This window comes from Microvirgula aerodenitrificans DSM 15089, from assembly GCF_000620105.1.
GTDB classification, from domain to species: Bacteria; Pseudomonadota; Gammaproteobacteria; order Burkholderiales; family Aquaspirillaceae; genus Microvirgula; species Microvirgula aerodenitrificans.
Window position 1 is genome coordinate 63,560 of sequence record NZ_JHVK01000003.1, and the last position, 17,904, is coordinate 81,463.

Here is a 17,904-nt window from a genome sequence, read left to right on the forward strand (position 1 = left end):
AAAGGACAGGGTGGCAATCAGCGTGGCTGACGGGTCCAGCGCCGAAGCAGCAGGGAATTGCTGACCACCGACACCGAACTGGCGGCCATGGCCGCGCCGGCAATGACCGGACTCAGCAGGCCGATGGCGGCCAGCGGAATGCCCAGGACGTTGTAGATAAAGGCGAAGAACAGGTTCTGGCGGATTTTCTTCATGGTTTTCCGCGACAGGTCGATCGCATCGGCTACCGACGACAGATCGCTCTGCATCAGCGTGATCTCGGCCGTCTCGATGGCGACATCGCTGCCGGCGCCCATGGCAAAGCCGACATCCGCGCAGGCCAGGGCCGGGGCATCGTTGACGCCATCGCCGGCCATGGCAACCACGCGACCTTCGCGGCGCAGTCCCTCGACGATGCGTGCCTTGTCGGCCGGCAGCACCTGCGCCTCGAAGCGTTCGATGCCGGCCTGCGCGGCAATGGCACGGGCGGTGGCGGCGTTGTCGCCGGTCAGCATGATCACGTCGACGCCCATCTGCCGCAAGCGGCGGACAGCGGCGGGCGATGTCTCGCGCAGGGCGTCGGCCATGCCGATCAGCCCGGCGGGCCGGCCGTCGACCTCAAGCACCACCACCGTGCGACCGGCAGCAGCCAGCCGGGTGGCCTGTTCGCACAGCGCCTCGTCGGCGCCGATCCAGTCCGGGGTGCCGAGGCGCAGCGCCTGACCGCCACGCAGGCGGGCGGCGACACCATGTCCGGCCTCGACCCTGAAATCGTCCACTGCCGCCAGCGCCAGGCCATCGGCCGCGGCGGCATCGAGCACCGCACGCGCCAGCGGGTGTTCGGACCCCTGTTCCACGCTGGCGGCGAGCTGCAGCACGCTGGCGCGGTCATGGCCGGCAAGGGCCTCGACATCGGTGACGACCGGCTGACCGCGGGTCAGCGTGCCGGTCTTGTCCACGACCAGTGTATTGATGTGTTCGGCGCGTTCCAGCGCCGACGCATTGCGGAACAGCAGACCGGCTGTCGCGCCGCGGCCGATGCCGACCATGATGGCAGTCGGCGTGGCCAGGCCCAGTGCGCACGGGCAGGCAATGACCAGCACCGCGACCGCATGCATCAGGCTGGTGACACCGTCGCCGGTCAGCAGCAGCGTGACGACGAAGGTCAGCACCGCGATCGCCATCACCACCGGCACGAACACCCCGGAAATGCGGTCGGCCAGTTGCTGGATCGGCGCTTTCGAGCCTTGCGCCTCGCTGACCAGGCGAACGATCTCGGCCAGCCGGGTCCGCTCGCCGACACTGCCGGCACGGACCTTCAGCATGCCCTCGACGGTGCGGGTGCCGGCATAGACCGGGCTGCCGACCGCCTTGTTGACCGGCATGCTCTCGCCGGACAGCATGCTTTCATCCACAGCCGCCGTGCCGTCGCTGACTTCGCCATCGACCGGCAGTGCTTCGCCGTAGCGGACCACCACGATGTCGCCGGGCTGCAGGCTGGCGATCGGCACCTCGGTCAACTGGCCATCACGCTCGACCCGTGCGGTTTTGGGCTGCATGCCGAGCAGGGTCTCGATGGCGGCCGACGTGCGGCCCTTGGCACGTGCCTCCAGCAGCTTGCCGAGAATGACCAGAGTGATGACCGAGGCGCTGGCCTCGAAATACACATGCTGGTGTTCAAGCCCCAGCACGGTAATGACGGCGCTCATTGCGTAGGCAACGGTGGTGCCGGACGCAATCAGTACGTCCATATTGGCGCCACCGCCACGCAGGGCATGCCAGGCGCCGCGATAGAAGCGCCAGCCGGCCCAGAACTGCACCGGTGTCGCCAGCAGCAGCTGCAGCCAGCGCGGCAGCAGGCCTTCGTGACTGCCACCGAACATGGACACCATTTCCAGCCACAGCGGCAGCGTAAACAGCGCGGCGATGGCGAACTGGCGCAACTCCTGCCGGTAGGCGAGCTGTTTCTCCGCCTTGCGTGCGGCGCGGTCATCGCCGGCTAGCGGTCTGGCTTCATAACCGGCCCGGGTGACGGCGGCGACCAGTGCGTTCACGTCGGCGGTGCCGGGCAGCATGTCGACGCGAGCGGTTTCGGTGGCGAAGTTCACGCTGGCGCTGACGCCGGGCAGGCGGTTCAGCACCGTCTCGATGCGCTGGGCGCAGGCAGCGCAGGTCATGCCGGACAAGGCCAGCTCCACGCGCTCGGGCACGATGTCGAAGCCGGTTTTGCGTATGGTGTCGACCACGGTAGCCAGCGGCACGCTGTCGTCACGGGTGACCACGGCGCTTTCGGTGGCGAAGTTGACCTGTGCGCTGACACCGTCGAGCGCATTCAGCCGCTTCTCGATGCGGATGGCGCAGGCAGCGCAGCTCATGCCGCTGATGGGAAAGACTGTCGAAGTGCTCATTGCATAGCCCTGTGGGGTATGTGTATGAGTGGACTATATACCCTGGCACCCTATATGAACAAGCTGTGTTCCGAACCGGGCCCGCCCGCCCCGGTGGCCTGCTGCAAATAAAACGGGGGACTGCCGTCTCCGGCAGTCCCCCGTTCAGCGGGGATGTTTGCTGGTACCCCTGCAGTTCAGCCGCTCTTTCAGTCGAAAATCTCTTCCCAGAACGACTTGCGACGTTTGCCATACTGCTTGTCGCCATGCTTGTCATAACCGTGTTGCGGGTAGCCTTGCTGTTGTGGGTAGCCCTGCTGCGGTTGGGCATGGTGTGACGGTTGTGGTGGCGGCGGTGCCATTTGCGGCGCGCTGGCGGCGGACAGTTGCTGCTGCGAGCGCTCGATGATCTTGTCGAGCTCGCCGCGATCGAGCCATACGCCACGACACTGCGGGCAATAGTCGATCTCCACGCCCTGGCGATCGCTCATGACCAGGGTGGCATCCGGGCAGACGGGACATTTCATGATGGCATTCCTTGTGTGAAAACAGGGGGACGCTGCCGGGGCTCAGCGGTGGCGGAGCAGCCGCAGGCCGTTGCCGACCACCAGCAGGCTGGCGCCGACATCGGCGAACACGGCCATCCACATGGTGCCCATGCCGGACAGCGTCAATACCAGGAATATCGCCTTGATACCTAAAGCCACGCTTATGTTCTGCACCAGAATGTTGTGAGTGGCGCGCGACAGGCGGACAAAAGCCGGCAATTTGCGCAGGTCATCGTTCATCAGCGCCACGTCGGCGGTCTCGATGGCGGTGTCGCTGCCGGCCGCGCCCATGGCGAAGCCGATGTCGGCGCGGGCCAGCGCCGGCGCATCGTTGATGCCGTCACCGACCATGCCGACCGATGCATCCCGGGCCAGCAGCGACTCGATGGCGGCCAGCTTGTCGGCGGGCAACTGGTTGCCGCGTGCCTCGTCGATGCCGACCTGGCCGGCAATGGCGGTCACGGTATGCTGGTTGTCGCCGGACAGCATCAGCGTGCGCACACCCAGCGCATGCAACTGGGCAATCGCCTCGCGGCTTTCCGGCCGCAGCGTGTCGGCGACCGCGAACAGGCCGAGCACTTCGTGTTCGCTGGCCAGCAGCACCGTGCTCTTGCCGGCGGTCTCGAAGGCCTGCAACTGTGCCTCGATGGCCGGTGAGCACACGCCGCGTTCCTCGATCAGCCGGTGATTGCCCAGCCAGTATGTCTGTCCGTCGATGGTGCCGTGCACGCCGCGGCCGGGCAGGGCGGTAAACCCGTCTACCGGGGCGGCCAGTTCGCTGCGGCCATCGGCAATTGCCTGCGAAACCGGGTGGTCCGACCGGGTGGCCAGCGAGACGGCCAGCCGCTCGGCATGGGCCGGCGGGGTATTCCCCTGCGGGGCGAAGTCGGTACGCACCGGCCGGCCGGCCGTCAGCGTGCCGGTCTTGTCCAGCGCGATCCAGCCCAGGCGGCGACCCTGTTCCAGATAGGTCCCGCCCTTGATCAGGATGCCGCGTCGCGCGGCCAGCGCCAGCCCGCTGACAATGGTCACCGGGGTGGAAATGACCAGGGCGCACGGGCAGGCGATGACCAGCAGCACCAGCGCGCGATAACTCCATTCCAGCCAGGCGCCGCCGGACAGCAGCGGCGGCAGCAGGGCCACCAGGATGGCGAACACCAGTACCGCCGGCGTATAGATGGCCGCGAAGCGGTCGACAAAGCGCTGGGTTGGCGCCCGTGCCCCCTGGGCTTCCTCGATGGCATGGATGATGCGCGCCAGCGTGCTGTTGCCGCCGGTCGCCGTCACCCGGTACACCAGTTCGCCCGAGGTGTTGACCGTGCCGGCAAACAGCGTGTCGCCGATGCCTTTTTCCACCGGCAGGCTTTCGCCGGTGATGGCGGCCTGGTCGACGGCGGACTGGCCGCTTTCCACCTCGCCATCCAGTGCGACGCGCTCGCCGGGGCGAACCCGGACCCGGGCGCCGACCGGCACCTGCGCGGCGTCACACTCGGCCCAGCCGTCGGCGGTTTCGACGCTGGCGGTCGGCGGCGACAGCGCCAGCAGGCCACTGACCGCATTGCGGGCCCGGTCCAGCGAGCGCGCCTCGATCCACTCGGCCAGTGTGAACAGCACCATGACCATGGCGGCTTCCGGCCACTGGCCGATCAGCATGGCGCCGGTCACGGCGATGCTCATCAGGGCATTGATATTCAGAGTCAGATGGCGGATGGCGATCCAGCCCTTGCGATAGGTGCCGAGCCCGGCCAGCAGGATGGCCGCCACCGCCAGGGCGGCGATCAGCCAGTCGGGGCCGCCCCGGCTGAATTCGACCGCCTCGGCGGCGGCGGCAAATACGCCGGCCAGCGCCAGCGGCAGACCGCGCCGGACCGGGCCGGGCGCAGCCTGCGGGGCGGCATCGAGCGGTTCCGGCGTCAGGCCGAGCCCGCGCACCAGTGCCAGCAGGTCGTCCAGCGCCTGCGGCTGGTGAGCCAGGGTCAGCACGCGCTGCATCAGGTTGAAGCGCAGCCAGCCGACGGCCGGATGCGCGCCGAGCGCCTTGCGGATCAGGGCTTCCTCGGTCGGACAGTCCATTTCGCCGATACGGACTGCGGTGATCACCATGCCCGGGGGAACCGGCTCGTCCGCCACGGTGATGACGGCCGGGGCATCGCTGCCGCAACTGCCGCAGCAGGCCGTCGGCGCCGGGGCGTGATCGTGTGCAGGGCCGTGCTCGTGTCCATGATCGTGTCCGTGGTGACGATCATGGTCATGATCGTGGTGATGATCCTGCCCGTCGTGCCGATGTGAGGTGTGTTGTGCCATGACGAAGTCCGGTGTGACCGCTAAGATGATCCTATTCCACACCGTGAAGTGGCTACAGGGTCAAGCCCGGTATTGCACTTCGTTCTCATCCCGGAGCGTTCATCATGAGAATCGGCGAACTTGCCCGCCAGGCCGGCTGCCCGGTCGAAACCGTGCGCTATTACGAACGCGAGGGGCTGCTGCCGCTGGCAAACCGCAGCGAAGGCAACAATTACCGCGTCTACGACCACACCCACCTGGAGCGGCTGTTGTTTATCCGCCGCTGCCGGGCGCTGGACATGACCCAGGACGAGATTCGCGTACTGCTGGCGGCGCTGGACAGCCCGGAGGCCGATTGCGAGACGGTCAACCGGTTGCTGGATGCGCATCTGGCGCATGTCGAAGCGCGGATTGCCGAGCTCGACCGTCTGCGCGGACAGCTCGAATCGCTGCGCCAGGCATGCCGGACCGCCAGTGCCGCGCGCGACTGCGGGATCCTGCAGCAACTCAATCGTGCCGGCGAGACACCGGCCTCACCGGCTGCCGATGGCGACCACAGCCATATTCCGGGTGTGCATCATCGCTAGCCGGCAGGCAGGTTGACCGCATATCCTGCCGGTAGGCGGGTGAAAAACGGTGAATCTTTGTACCGGATGCCGTTAATGACACACATCGTGCTGCATGAAGTGATTCATGATTATTTTTGACCTCGATTTCAGCATGATCATCCAGCAATGACGGGTTTTGAGCCGGGTTTTCCGGCTTGCAGCAAGGCGACTGCAACGAAATAGCCTTTTTTGCGTACCGGAGGCAATTAAGTCCGGAGAAGGGCGCAAACCGTGTACGGGTTTTGCAATAAAATTGCCCGCGATTTAATGTGCATATGCCATTGCGCGTATTTCCCCAACGGGGCACACCGTCACACACCCTGTGAGGGGCGTCCCTTGTGAACCCATTACCCGGAAACGATCATGATCCCTGTGTCCCGTCGTATTGCCCTGAGTTGTCTGGCCGCCGGCGTGCTGGCCGCGTTTACGCTTCCCGCCATGGCGGCTGAACAGAAATCCGTCGCGGTGACGTCCATCGTCGACCACCCGGCGCTGGATGCCGCCCGCAAGGGGGTCGAGGACGAACTGAAAGCCGCCGGCTTCGAACCGAACAAGCAGATCAAGTACCAGTACCAGAGCGCCCAGGGCAACACGGCGACCGCGGCGCAGATCGCGCGCAAATTCATCGGCGACAAGGCCGACGTGATCGTCGCCATTGCCACGCCGAGCGCACAGGCCGCCGCTGCCGCGACCAAGACCATCCCGGTGGTGTTCACTGCCGTGACCGATCCGGTCGCAGCCAAGCTGGTGCCGGGCTGGAAGCCCAGCGGCACCAACGTGACCGGCGTGTCCGACATGCTGCCGCTGGAACCGCAGATCGACCTGATCCTGAAGGTCAAGCCGGGCGCGAAGCGCGTCGGCATGGTCTATAGCCCGGGCGAAGTGAACTCGGTCATCGTGGCCAAGGAACTGAAGGCCGCCCTGGCCAAGCGCGGCATGACGCTGGTCGAGGCCGCTGCGGCCCGCACCGTCGACGTCGCACCGGCGGCCAAGAGCCTGATCGGCAAGGTCGACGTGATCTACACCTCGACCGACAACAATGTGGTGTCGACCTATGAGTCGCTGGTGCGCGTCGCCAGCGATGCCAAGATCCCGCTGATCGCCGCCGACACCGATTCGGTCAAGCGTGGTGCCGTCGCGGCGCTGGGCATGAACTACTACGACATGGGTCGCCAGACCGGCAAGATCGTCGTTCGTCTGCTGAAGGGCGAGAAGGCTGGCAGCATTGCGCCGGAGAAGGGCAGCAAGACCGCGCTGATGGTCAATCCGGCCGCGGCGCAGAAGCAGGGGGCGACGCTGTCGCCGGCCCTGCTGAAGGAAGCCAAGGACGTGGTGAAGTAAGACCGGCCGGGCGGAAGCCGGCCTGGCCGCCTTCCGCCCCCGTCGCAGCTTCCGTAGTGCCCGGCCCGCAGCGGTCCGGCTTTGTTGTTTGATTCGAGGTTTGCATGTCGTTCATTTCCGTCATGGGTGCGCTGGAAATCGGCCTGATTTTTGCGCTGGTCGCACTTGGCGTGTTGATTTCCTTCCGTATCCTGAATTTCCCCGACCTGACCGCCGACGGCAGCTTTCCGCTCGGCGGCGCCGTGGCGGCGACCCTGATCGCCGGCGGGCATGACCCGTGGCTGGCGACCGGCCTGGGCACCCTGGCCGGCGCCGGCGCCGGCTTTGTCACCGGCTGGCTCAATGTGCGGCTGAATATCCTGCAGCTGCTGGCCAGCATCCTGGTGATGATCGCGCTGTACTCGATCAACCTGCGCATCATGGGGGCGCCGAACGTGCCGCTGATCGGCGAACCGACCGTGTTCGCCCCGTTCGTGACCGAAGGCAGCGAAAGCGCCTACTGGATTCAGCCGCTGGTGCTGGCCTGCGTGGTGGTCATTGCCAAGCTGGCGCTGGATGCGTTCTTTGCGTCGCAGGCCGGTCTGGCCATGCGTGCCACCGGCGCCAACCCGCGCATGGCCCGCTCGCAGGGCATTTCGACCGACCGCGCCACGCTGCTCGGCATGGCCATCTCCAACGCGCTGATCGCGCTGGCCGGGGCACTGTATGTGCAGACCCAGGGCGGTTCGGACATCTCGATGGGCATCGGCACCATCGTCGTCGGTCTGGCGGCGGTCATCATCGGCGAGACGCTGATTCCGAGCCGCTCGCTGTGGGTGGTGACGCTGGCGGCCGTGATCGGCGCCATCCTGTACCGGCTGTTTATCGCCGTGGCGCTGACGGCCGACTTCATCGGTCTGCAGGCACAGGACCTGAACCTGATTACTGCCGTGCTGGTCGGCTTTGCCCTGGTGCTGCCGACGCTGAAATCGCGGGTACGGAAATCCCTCGGAGGGCGCGGAAAATGATGCAGGCCACTGGACTGACCAAAACTTTCAATCCCGGCACGCCGATCGAAAACCGGGCGCTGCGCGGGCTGGACCTGTCGATCCCGGCCGGCCAGTTCGTCACTGTCATCGGCAGCAACGGTGCCGGCAAGTCGACCTTCCTGAATGCCATCAGCGGCGACCTGATCGTCGATGAGGGCACGCTGTCCATCGACGACAGGGACGTGACCCGGCTGAATGCCTGGCAGCGTGCCGGACTGGTTGCCCGCGTGTTCCAGGACCCGATGGCCGGTACCTGCGAAGGGCTCAGCATCGAGGAAAACCTGTCGCTGGCCTGGCAGCGCGGCGAACGCCGCGGTCTGGGCCGCGCGGTGACGCCGGCGCTGCGCGAGATTTTCCGCGACAAGCTGTCCATTCTGAAGCTCGGGCTGGAAAACCGTCTGACCGACCGCATGGGCCTGCTGTCCGGCGGCCAGCGCCAGGCGGTCAGCCTGTTGATGGCGTCGCTGAAGCCGTCGCGCATCCTGCTGCTCGACGAGCACACCGCGGCGCTCGATCCGAAGACCGCCGCCTTCGTGCTGGAACTGACCGACCAGATCGTGAAGTCGAACCAGCTGACCACACTGATGGTCACCCACTCGATGCGCCAGGCACTCGACCACGGCGACCGGACGGTGATGCTGCATCAGGGTCGGGTGGTGCTGGACGTCAGTGGCGAGCAGCGGGCAAAGATGGACGTGCCCGATCTGCTGGCGCTGTTCGAGCGTACGCGCGGCGAAGTGCTGGCCGACGATGCGCTATTGCTTGGCTAAGCCATGTTTAGCCACGACAATGCCCGGTACGCGCCGGGCATTGTTCATTCATGCCAATGGTGTTGCGGCTTGCCGTAGATCAGAAGTCTTGAGCTATGACTTGAGGCATTGTCTGACGAACGGCAGAATGAATGAAAATTACATGAGGCGACGGTGTGAGCATCCATTTTGAGCTTGGTGGCGAGCAGAAGGCGAAGAGCAGTCAGATTCTGGTCCGTTACGAGCCGGTCGAGGATCCACCGTCGGTACCGCCGGACCGGAACCGCGTGCTGGACGGGCTGCTGGCCAAGGGCTGGAAGGATGCGGCACTGGACGATGTGGCGCTGAAAGCCTTCGTCAATCGCTGCCAGACCGAAAAGGGCGTGATCGCCGCCGCGATCGGCGAGGTGAAGGACGGCGTCTGCGAAGTCAGCGTCGCCGAAGACTCGATGAGTGCCTGGCTGACCATCGTGCCGCCGGCCGGTGGCAAACCGGTCACGCCGGAAGAAGTGCGCGATGCCATTCGCGCCCGGCGCATCGTACATGGTGTGCAGATGGATACGCTGCGCGCAGCCCTGGTGGCCGGCAGTTGTGACCGCAAGGTGATCGCCCGCGGCGAGCCGCCGACCTCCGGCCAGCCGACCCGTTTTACCAGTGTGCTGGAAGCACCGGCGACGCCGGGCGATGACGACGAATCCACTTCGGTCGACTACCGCAGCATGGGCGTGCTGGTACTGGTCGGCGTCGGTACCCCGCTGATGCGGCGCAAGCCGGCGCGGCAGGGCCTGCCGGGCAAGGACGTGCTGGGCATGCCGGTGCCGGCCAGCCCGGTCATGGACCTGCCTTTCGCCAGCAGCCTGGTCGGCGTGGCGCCGGACCCGGCCGATCCCGACCTGCTGGTGGCGACCGTGGCCGGCTCGCCGTCGTTCCTGGACAAGGGGGTCAATGTCACCCAGGTGGTCGATGTGGCCGAGGTCGGCCTGACTTCCGGCAATATCGATTTTGACGGCACGCTGAATGTGAAGGGCGATATCCGTGCCGGCATGACCGTTCACGTCGGTGGCGACATTGTCGTCACCGGCACCATCGAGGCGGCCGAAGTGGTCGCCGGCGGCAATGTGTCGGTCAAGGGCGGCATCATCGGCAAATCCGGCGGAGCCGACACCGCCGTCATCCGTTGCGAAGGCAGCGTGGTCGCGCGCTTTATCGAGAGCGCGCGGATCGACGCTGGCGGCTGCGTGCGTGCCGAACGCGGCATCCGCCAGGCCGAGGTGAATGCCGGCGACAGCGTGCTGGTCGAATCGGGCGGCATCAGCGGTGGCAAGACCTGTGCATTGCAGCGCATTCAGGCCGCCGTCCTTGGACAGCCGTCCGGTCTGCCGACCGTGCTGCAGGCCGGTTTCCATCCCGGCGTGCAGGCCGCGCACCAGGAAGCCGAGCAGGCGCGCAAGCACAAGCTGGATGAGCTGGGCAAACTGCTGCAGGTGCTGATCTTCATGGAGCAGCACCGCGACAAGTCCACCCCGGAGATGCTGGAGAAAATCCAGCGCAGTATCGGGCAGATGAAGGGCGAACTGGCCGAGATCGGCTTCAGGCTGGCCGACCTCGAACAGCGGATGACGCTGTCGGGCGGCGCCACGGTGGTGGCGGGCAAGCGCTTTCACGTCGGCGTCGAAATCCGCATCGGCCATCGGCGGCTGGTGATCGACGAGGACCGTATCGGCGGCAAGGCGTGGCTGAAGGGCTCGCAGGTCGAGATCGACTGAGTCGTCCGGAATCTGCGGTCTCGGCAGGCAGATCGTGTCGGGCAGACCGTCGAAGTGGCGGTCGCACGATGGTTGGAACGATGCTGTGCGCTTGATCCGGAAACCTGTTCTCCAGCACATTGCCGATGGCACATGGATGCCTTGAGACTTGGCCGGATACGCCGCTCAATCCGCGACGTAAATCATCCACGACACGCCGAAGCGGTCCTCGACCATGCCGAAACACGGTGAGAAAAAGGTCCTGGCCAGCGGCATCTGCACCTTGCCGCCATCGCCCAGTGCCGTGAACAGCCGCCCGGCTTCGGCCGGGTCGGCCGGCGTCAGCGACAGTGAGAAGCCCTGGAAGCTGGCCTGCCCCTGACAGTTGCCATCCGAGGCCATCAGCGTGGTGTCGCCGATGCGCAGGCTGGCATGCATGATCTTGTCTTCCGAGCCGGGAGGCATCATGCCGGGTGGAGGTGGCTCTGGGCTTTCCTTCATCCGCATCAGCTGGGTGAGCTCGGCACCCAGCGCGCCCTGATAGAACGCGAGGGCTTCTTCGCAGCGGCCATTGAAAAACAGATAGGGCTGGATATGCATCATGATGTCTCCTGGTCTGAACGACGCCGGAGCCGGGCGGCTCCGCTTCCCGTTCTAGCCGATGACATGGCCCGTTGACGGGGCAGGCGACGAGCTGCACAGCCAGTGCACGATGCCGGTGCAACATTTCATTACCATTCATGCCTTAATGCACTGTGGCGGGGACGTGCATTCCATCGCATCATTGTTATGATGCTGGACTATTATGGGCGGCGCCTGTGGTGTGGCCACAGAAGACTCGCCCCTGTCGCTGGCCGGCGACACCATTTCCGGGAGGCTGCATGACCATCGTAAACAAACTCAGGATTTTCGCCGTCGTGACCTGCGGCATGCTCGGCATCGTGCTGCTGACGGTTTTTCTTGAGCTGGGCAAGGCGAAGGACGAACTGGAAACGGCAGGACGGCGTGACCTGTATACCCGCGAGCTGGTGGAGATCAAGGCCAGCGCCCTGTCGACCATCATGCTCGATCCGTCATTGCCGGAAACCGCAGCGGTCATGACGGATGCGGAAAAGACCATCGTCGACCGGCAGGGCAGGATCCTGGCGGCGATCAAGCGTCCGCAGGTGCGTGCCGAGTTGCAGAAGATCCTCGATGCCTGGCAGAAATACGACCAAGACAGCCAGGCGCTGATCCAGCTTGCCAAAACGGACGCGGCAGCGGCCAATGCCCGCCTCGTGCCGCTGTACAACGCGCAGTTCAAACCGCTCGGCGAAGCACTGAACGCATTTATCGCTGCACGTTCCGACGAAGCCAGGAAAGGCAGCGCGTCGGCCATGGCCGCGTTCGATCGCGCTTACATGATCACGGTCGCCCTGCTGGCGCTGGCGGCGGTGGTCATCGTCGGCTTCGTGCTGGTGCTGTCGTGGTCGCTGCAGCGCAATCTGCGGCACATGCTCGACAAGCTGAAGCCGCTGAAGGAAGGCCATTTGCATGAACGGCTGCCGATCGCATCCCGCGATGAACTCGCGCAGATTGCCACCGGCGTGAACGAGTTTGTCGGTGAAGTGCAGCAGATCGTGCGCCAGGTTCACGACGGCGCTGACGAACTGACCGCGGCCAGCAGCCAGCTGGCGTCGACGGCGCAGCAGGTGGCGCTGAGTTCCAGCTCGCAGGCGGACTCGGCATCGTCTGTCGCGGCGGCGGTCGAACAGCTGACGGTCAGTGTGGCCTCGATCGCCGATACCAGTGACGAGGTGCGGGTACTGACCAGTACCAGTCTCGACAACGCGGACAAGAGCGGGCAGAGCATTCTGCTGCTGCAGGGCGAGATCGATCATGTCAAGGCTTCGGTCGAATCCATCGCCAGCGAGATCGAGTCGTTCATCGGCAATACCAATGCAATCAGCAACATGACGCAGCAGGTGCGCGAAATTGCCGACCAGACCAATCTGCTGGCGCTGAATGCGGCGATCGAAGCTGCGCGTGCCGGCGAGCAGGGACGGGGGTTCGCGGTGGTGGCGGACGAAGTGCGCAAACTGGCCGAGCGTTCCGCGCTGTCGGCTGGCGAAATTGCCTCGGTAACGCAGGTGCTGAACAGCCAGTCCGAGCAGGTGGTGAAAAGCATTTCCGTGGGGCTGGGCGCACTGGAAACCAGCCGGCAGTGCGTGCAGACCGTGACCGCATCGCTGGAACAGGCCAGCAGCTCGGTGCGCCAGGTCGGGGTCGGGGTCAGTCAGGTAGCGAGTTCGGTGCAGGAGCAGAAGGTCGCCAGCGCCGATATCGCCCGCTACGTGGAAAGCATTGCCCAGATGGCCGAGGAGAACAGCGCCGCCAGCCAGGAAAGCTCGACGGCGTCGGCGCGGCTGGAAACCCTGTCCGGCACGCTGAAAGGTGCCATCCGCCGCTTTACGGTGTAAGCCACGGGCCGCCGGAAGCCGGGTCGGGCTTCCGGCGGCCTGCCGTCAGTTGCGGATCGACGTGCCTTCCCACAGCAGCATCAGCGGGCTGATGCGGAAGTTCTGCACTTCCTTGCGGGTCGGCTTGTAGACGATCGAGTGCGCGATCGGGCTGAACGGCAGTTCCTTCATGAACACGGCCTGGGCCTTCGAGTACAGCTGGGTCCGCACCTTCGGGTCACTGTTCAGTTTGGCGTCGGTCACCAGCTTGTCGAACTGCGGATTGCACCACTGGGCGTAGTTGCTGCCGCCGATCGAATCGCAGGCCAGCAATGCGCCGAGCCAGTTGTCCGGATCGCCGTTGTCGCCCGACCAGCCATACAGCACTGCATCATGCTCGCCACGCTTGGCGCGCTTGTTGTACTCGCCCCACTCATAGCTGACGATATGGCTCCTGACACCGACCCGGGCCCAGTCGGCCTGGATCATCTCGGCCATGCGCTTGGCGTTCGGGTTGTACGGGCGCTGGACCGGCATCGCCCACAGCGCAATGTCCAGACCGGCCGGCACACCGGCCTTCTTCAGCAAGGCGGCCGCCTGTTTCGGGTCATGCCCCTGGCCCTTCAGTCTGGCATCGTAGCCCCACTGCGTCGGCGGCATCGGGTGATCGGCCAGGATGCCGGTTTCGCCATACAGTCCCTTGAGGATGGCCTGCTTGTCGATGGCCATGTCCAGCGCGCGGCGCACGTCGGTGCGGTCCAGCCATTTCTTTTTGGTATTGAACGCCAGATAGCCGATATTCAGCCCCGGCAGCGATTGCATGCGGATGTGCGGATCGCGCTTCAGCGTCTCGATGTCGGCCGGTTTCAGGTAGGCGGTGACATGACATTCGCCGGACTTGAGCTTCTGTGCGCGCACGGCCGAATCCGGCGTGATCGCATAGACCAGATTGTCGATCTTCACGTCCTTGCCGCGCCAGTAGGCCGGGTTTTTCGTGAAGCGGATGCTGGCATCCTTCTGGTAGCTGCGAAACTGGAACGGACCGGTACCGACCGGTTTCTGGTTGATGTCCTGCGGCGTGCCGCGTTTCAGCAGCTGGCCGGCGTACTCGGCCGACAGGATGCCGGCGAAATCGGTCGCGGTATCCTGCAGGAAGGCGGCGTTCGGCTGTTTCAGCACGAAGCGGACGGTATGGTCGTCGACCTTTTCCACCCGGTCGAGCATCTTGTCCAGGCCCAGGTCGGCGTAATACGGGAATTCGGTCGGGTAGGCCTTGCGGAACGGCTGGTTCGCGTCGGCGTAGCGCGTCCAGGTAAACACGACGTCGTCGGCATTGAAATCGCGCGTCGGCTTGAAATACGGCGTGGTGTGGAACTTGACGCCACGACGCAGGTGGAAGGTGTACACCTTGCCGTCGGGTGACACGGTCCAGCTTTCCGCCAGACCGGGGCGAATGCGGGTCGAACCCGATTCGAATTCGATCAGCCGGTTGTACACGGTACCGGACAGCGCCTGAAAGGTGATGCCGGACGTGTACTGGCCGGGATCGAAGCCTTCCGGACTGCCCTCGGAGCAGTAGATCAGCGTGCTGCCCATGGCCGGTGCGGCCGCGAGCAGGGACAGGGTCAATAAGCAGCGGGACAGGGTAGGGGCTGGCATGGCGGCATATCGTCAGGTCATGAAACGGGCTGACAGTGTATGCCCTGGCGCACCAATTGGGGGAGGGTCCCTTACCCTTTATGCCGAGATTGATCGCCGGCTTGCACGCCGTGCATGAAGCGGGGGGATCAGTAGCCGGGGGCAGCCGCTTCCTGCCGGTGCTGGGCGCTGATGGCTTTCTTCAGGCTCTTGTACAGATCCGGGTGAGTGCTGCGCAGGTAGTCGACCACTTCCAGGTCGTTGCGGCGGACCCGGGACAGATCGATCTGCTCGATATGGACCAGACGCAGCAGCTCGCGCACCGGCTTCGGCATTTCCCGTCCGGATTCGTAGCGCGAGCCACCGGACTGGGTCACGCCGACCCGGCCCCAGAATGTTTGCTGGTTCAGGCCAAGGCGGCGGCGGATTTCCCGCGGATTGTTGATCTTGGTGAAGTTGGGCATCGGCGGCTTTCGCAACGGGGTAGTGACGACACGGAAATCATACATCCGTATTTGTATGTATTCGCGAAATCGCCACACCTACTTGTAAATGGATGTTACCGCTGGCGGGATGTGCCGGATTCGGGCGTGTCGAGCGGCGAGATCTGCCGGGCCGCCCGCGCCGCCTGCACGGCACCATGCAGATGCTTGTACAGGTCCGGGTGCGCCTGCTGCAGATACTCGACGATGGCGAAGTCGTCATTGCGGATGCGCGACAGGTCGAGGCCTTCGACATGAACCAGACGCACCAGCTCGCGGACCGCCTTCGGCATGTCCCGACCGGACTCGTAGCGCGATCCACCGGACTGGGTCACGCCGACGCTGCCCCAGAATGCTTCCTGGTTGAGGCCGAGCTGGTGGCGGAGAAGACGCGGATTGGGGATCTTGTCGAACAGTTGCATCATGGGTCCTTTCGTGCGGCGCACTGCGCGCTGGATACGGTACGGATTCTGCCTGCACGGATGATGCGAAACGGTTAAGCAAAAGAGTTTTCTGTAAACAAGTGTTACCTGACGCCAGCATGAAAAAAGGCACCCGAAGGTGCCATCAGAGAGAACCGGTCCGCCATCGTCGCGACGGCGGTGAAACCCGTCAGTCGGCCGGACAGCGGCACTGTCGCCGCGGTCCGGACCGGCTTGCCGCCTCAGAAGGCGAAGTCTTCCGCGTCGAGGGCCATCAGCGGCTTGGCGCCAGCCTTCAGCGTGACGATCAGCGACTGGGTTTCCGGGAACAGCTTGCTGAAGTAGAAGCGCGCGGTGCTGATCTTGGCGTTGTAGAACGCGGCTTCGGCCGAGCCTTCCGCCTTGCCGGCGGCAACCCTGGCCATCCAGGCCCAGAAGTAGCCGTAGGTCAGGTGACCGATCAGGCGCAGGTAGTCGGTGGCGGCGGCGCCGGCCTCGTCCTTGTTCATCATCGCGGCCATGCCGATGTTCATGGTGATCTCGGCGATCTGCTTGTTCAGCGCCGACAGCGGTTCGACGAATTCCTTCAGCTGCGCATCGCCGGCGTTGGCTTCGCAGAACTTGTGCACCATCTTGGTGAACTTGCGCAGCTTCTGGCCCTGATCCATCAGCACCTTGCGGCCGAGCAGGTCGATGGCCTGGATGCCGTTGGTGCCTTCATAGATCTGCGAGATGCGGCAGTCGCGCACCAGCTGTTCCATGCCCCATTCGCGGATGAAACCGTGGCCGCCGAGCACCTGCATGCCCATATTGGTGGCGGTGTAGCCGTTGTCGGTCATGAACGCCTTGGCGACCGGGGTCAGCAGCGCGACCAGGTCGGCGGCGTCCTGGCGGGCGGCGTCGTCGGTCGACTTTTCCTCGATGTCCAGTTGCAGCGCCAGGAAGGCGGTCAGTGCACGGCCGGCCTCGGTGTACGCCTTCTGCGTCAGCAGCATGCGGCGGACGTCCGGGTGGACGATGATCGGGTCGGCCGGCTTTTCCGGAGCGACCGGGCCGTTCAGCGAACGCATCTGCAGGCGTTCCCTGGCATAGGCCAGCGCGCCCTGGAATGCGGCCTCGCCGAGGCCCAGGCCCTGCATGCCGCAGCCGAGGCGGGCTGCGTTCATCATGGTGAACATGCAGGCTAGGCCCTTGTTCTTCTCGCCGATCAGGTAGCCGCGCGCGCCATCCAGATTGATGACGGCCGTGGCATTGGCCTTGATGCCCATCTTGTGTTCGAGCGAGCCGCAGAACACGGTATTGCGTTCGCCAAGCGAACCGTCTGCGTTGATCAGGAACTTCGGCACGATGAACAGCGAGATGCCCTTCACGTCCTTCGGCGAATCCGGCAGGCGGGCCAGCACCAAGTGAATGATGTTGTCGCTCATGTCATGTTCGCCGGCCGAGATAAAGATCTTGGTGCCGGTGATGCTGACGCTGCCGTCATCGTTCGGCTCGGCACGGGTCTTCAGCAGGCCGAGGTCGGTGCCGCAATGCGGCTCGGTCAGACACATGGTGCCGGTCCAGTCGCCGGCAACGATATGCGGCAGATAGGTGGCCTTCTGTTCGTCGGTGCCGTGGGCGTGGATGGCCGAGTACGCGCCATGCGACAGGCCCGGGTACATCGACCAGGCGACGTTGGCCGAGCACTGCATTTCCATGATCGGAAAGCCCAGCACCTTCGGCATGCCCTGACCGCCGTATTCCGGATCGCAATCCAGACCGGTGAAGCCCAGTTCGCAGAACTGCTGGTAGGCTTCCTTGAAGCCGGCCGGCGTCTTCACGCTGTGGGTGGCGGCGTCGAACAGGCAGCCTTCCTCGTCGGCGGCGCGGTTGATCGGCGACAGCTCGTTTTCGCAGAACTTGGCTCCCGCTTCCAGATACGAGGCAAACACGTCGGCGGTGGCTTCTTCATAGCCCGGCAGGGTCGGGATGATGTTCTGCACCTCGATCAGCTCGTTCAGCACGAAGTCGAAATCTCGCAGCGGCGCTTTGTAGGCAGGCATGTCGTTTCTCCGGATACGGTGGATGTTGACGCGATCACGTGGTCGACGTCTTTACGTTGAGCGGGAGGGTAGAATCGTCCGGTGGGTGGGGCACCGGTTCTCTCTTCGGTTCTTTGCTTCTCTGATTCTGACCTTGCCGGGCGGCCAAGTGTGCGCCGGCGCCGGCGGAACTGCAGTCTCCTCAAGACCATGGACATAGATTAAACGAGCG

Annotated in this window: 14 protein-coding genes; 6 read left to right on the forward strand and 8 right to left on the reverse strand. The window is 64.8% G+C overall.

Translation table 11 applies throughout. The annotated features are described in order from the left end of the window. Positions 1–17: 17 nt before the first annotated feature. From Q352_RS0103895 to Q352_RS0103905, 3 genes are all read right to left on the reverse strand, one after another. Positions 18–2,387 carry a heavy metal translocating P-type ATPase gene (locus Q352_RS0103895; RefSeq protein WP_028498216.1) on the reverse strand — a complete coding sequence of 790 codons (2,370 nt, stop codon included), beginning with the start codon at positions 2,385–2,387 and terminating at the stop codon, positions 18–20. 188 nt (positions 2,388–2,575) lie between these two features. After that, entirely contained in the window at positions 2,576–2,893 is a 318-nt protein-coding gene (locus Q352_RS0103900; RefSeq protein WP_028498217.1) for a TFIIB-type zinc ribbon-containing protein, read from the reverse strand. 42 nt (positions 2,894–2,935) lie between these two features. Beyond that, entirely contained in the window at positions 2,936–5,218 is a 2,283-nt protein-coding gene (locus tag Q352_RS0103905) for a heavy metal translocating P-type ATPase (protein WP_084299820.1), read from the reverse strand. Positions 5,219–5,322: 104 nt separating this feature from the next. On the opposite strand from Q352_RS0103905, the gene cadR reads away from it, so the two are divergent. From cadR to Q352_RS19690, 5 genes are all read left to right on the forward strand, one after another. Further along, positions 5,323–5,784 carry a Cd(II)/Pb(II)-responsive transcriptional regulator gene (gene cadR / locus Q352_RS0103920; protein ID WP_028498219.1) on the forward strand — a complete coding sequence of 154 codons (462 nt, stop codon included), beginning with the start codon at positions 5,323–5,325 and terminating at the stop codon, positions 5,782–5,784. Between the two features lie 384 nt (positions 5,785–6,168). After that, complete coding sequence (locus tag Q352_RS0103925; protein WP_028498220.1) at positions 6,169–7,146, forward strand: ABC transporter substrate-binding protein; 978 nt, start codon at positions 6,169–6,171, stop codon at positions 7,144–7,146. Between the two features lie 104 nt (positions 7,147–7,250). Then, positions 7,251–8,153 carry an ABC transporter permease gene (locus tag Q352_RS0103930; protein WP_028498221.1) on the forward strand — a complete coding sequence of 301 codons (903 nt, stop codon included), beginning with the start codon at positions 7,251–7,253 and terminating at the stop codon, positions 8,151–8,153. Continuing rightward, positions 8,150–8,944, forward strand: a complete 795-nt coding sequence (locus tag Q352_RS0103935) for an ABC transporter ATP-binding protein (RefSeq protein ID WP_028498222.1) — start codon at positions 8,150–8,152, stop codon at positions 8,942–8,944. The genes Q352_RS0103930 and Q352_RS0103935 overlap by 4 nt, the downstream gene beginning before the upstream one ends. A gap of 155 nt (positions 8,945–9,099) precedes the next feature. Further along, the gene (locus Q352_RS19690) at positions 9,100–10,689 is read left to right on the forward strand and encodes a flagellar assembly protein A (protein WP_051528663.1); all 1,590 of its coding nucleotides are present in this window, start codon (positions 9,100–9,102) and stop codon (positions 10,687–10,689) included. Positions 10,690–10,854: 165 nt separating this feature from the next. On the opposite strand, the gene Q352_RS0103945 is transcribed toward Q352_RS19690, so the two are convergent. Next, on the reverse strand, positions 10,855–11,271 hold the full coding sequence (locus tag Q352_RS0103945) for a VOC family protein (protein ID WP_233495199.1): 417 nt from the start codon (positions 11,269–11,271) through the stop codon (positions 10,855–10,857). Between the two features lie 278 nt (positions 11,272–11,549). Between Q352_RS0103945 and Q352_RS22150 the strand changes: the two genes are divergently transcribed. Beyond that, positions 11,550–13,127, forward strand: a complete 1,578-nt coding sequence (locus tag Q352_RS22150) for a methyl-accepting chemotaxis protein (RefSeq protein WP_051528664.1) — start codon at positions 11,550–11,552, stop codon at positions 13,125–13,127. Between the two features lie 45 nt (positions 13,128–13,172). Here Q352_RS22150 and Q352_RS0103955 read toward each other — a convergent pair whose 3' ends face one another. From Q352_RS0103955 to Q352_RS0103970, 4 genes are all read right to left on the reverse strand, one after another. Beyond that, entirely contained in the window at positions 13,173–14,765 is a 1,593-nt protein-coding gene (locus Q352_RS0103955; protein WP_036385221.1) for an ABC transporter substrate-binding protein, read from the reverse strand. Between the two features lie 128 nt (positions 14,766–14,893). Beyond that, positions 14,894–15,208 (reverse strand): helix-turn-helix domain-containing protein, encoded by a 315-nt coding sequence (locus Q352_RS0103960; RefSeq protein ID WP_028498225.1) that lies wholly within the window; start codon positions 15,206–15,208, stop codon positions 14,894–14,896. 95 nt (positions 15,209–15,303) lie between these two features. Beyond that, positions 15,304–15,648, reverse strand: coding sequence for a helix-turn-helix domain-containing protein (locus tag Q352_RS0103965; protein ID WP_028498226.1), 345 nt, complete (start codon positions 15,646–15,648; stop codon positions 15,304–15,306). Positions 15,649–15,890: 242 nt separating this feature from the next. Continuing rightward, positions 15,891–17,693, reverse strand: a complete 1,803-nt coding sequence (locus Q352_RS0103970; protein WP_028498227.1) for an acyl-CoA dehydrogenase C-terminal domain-containing protein — start codon at positions 17,691–17,693, stop codon at positions 15,891–15,893. Positions 17,694–17,904: the final 211 nt, after the last annotated feature.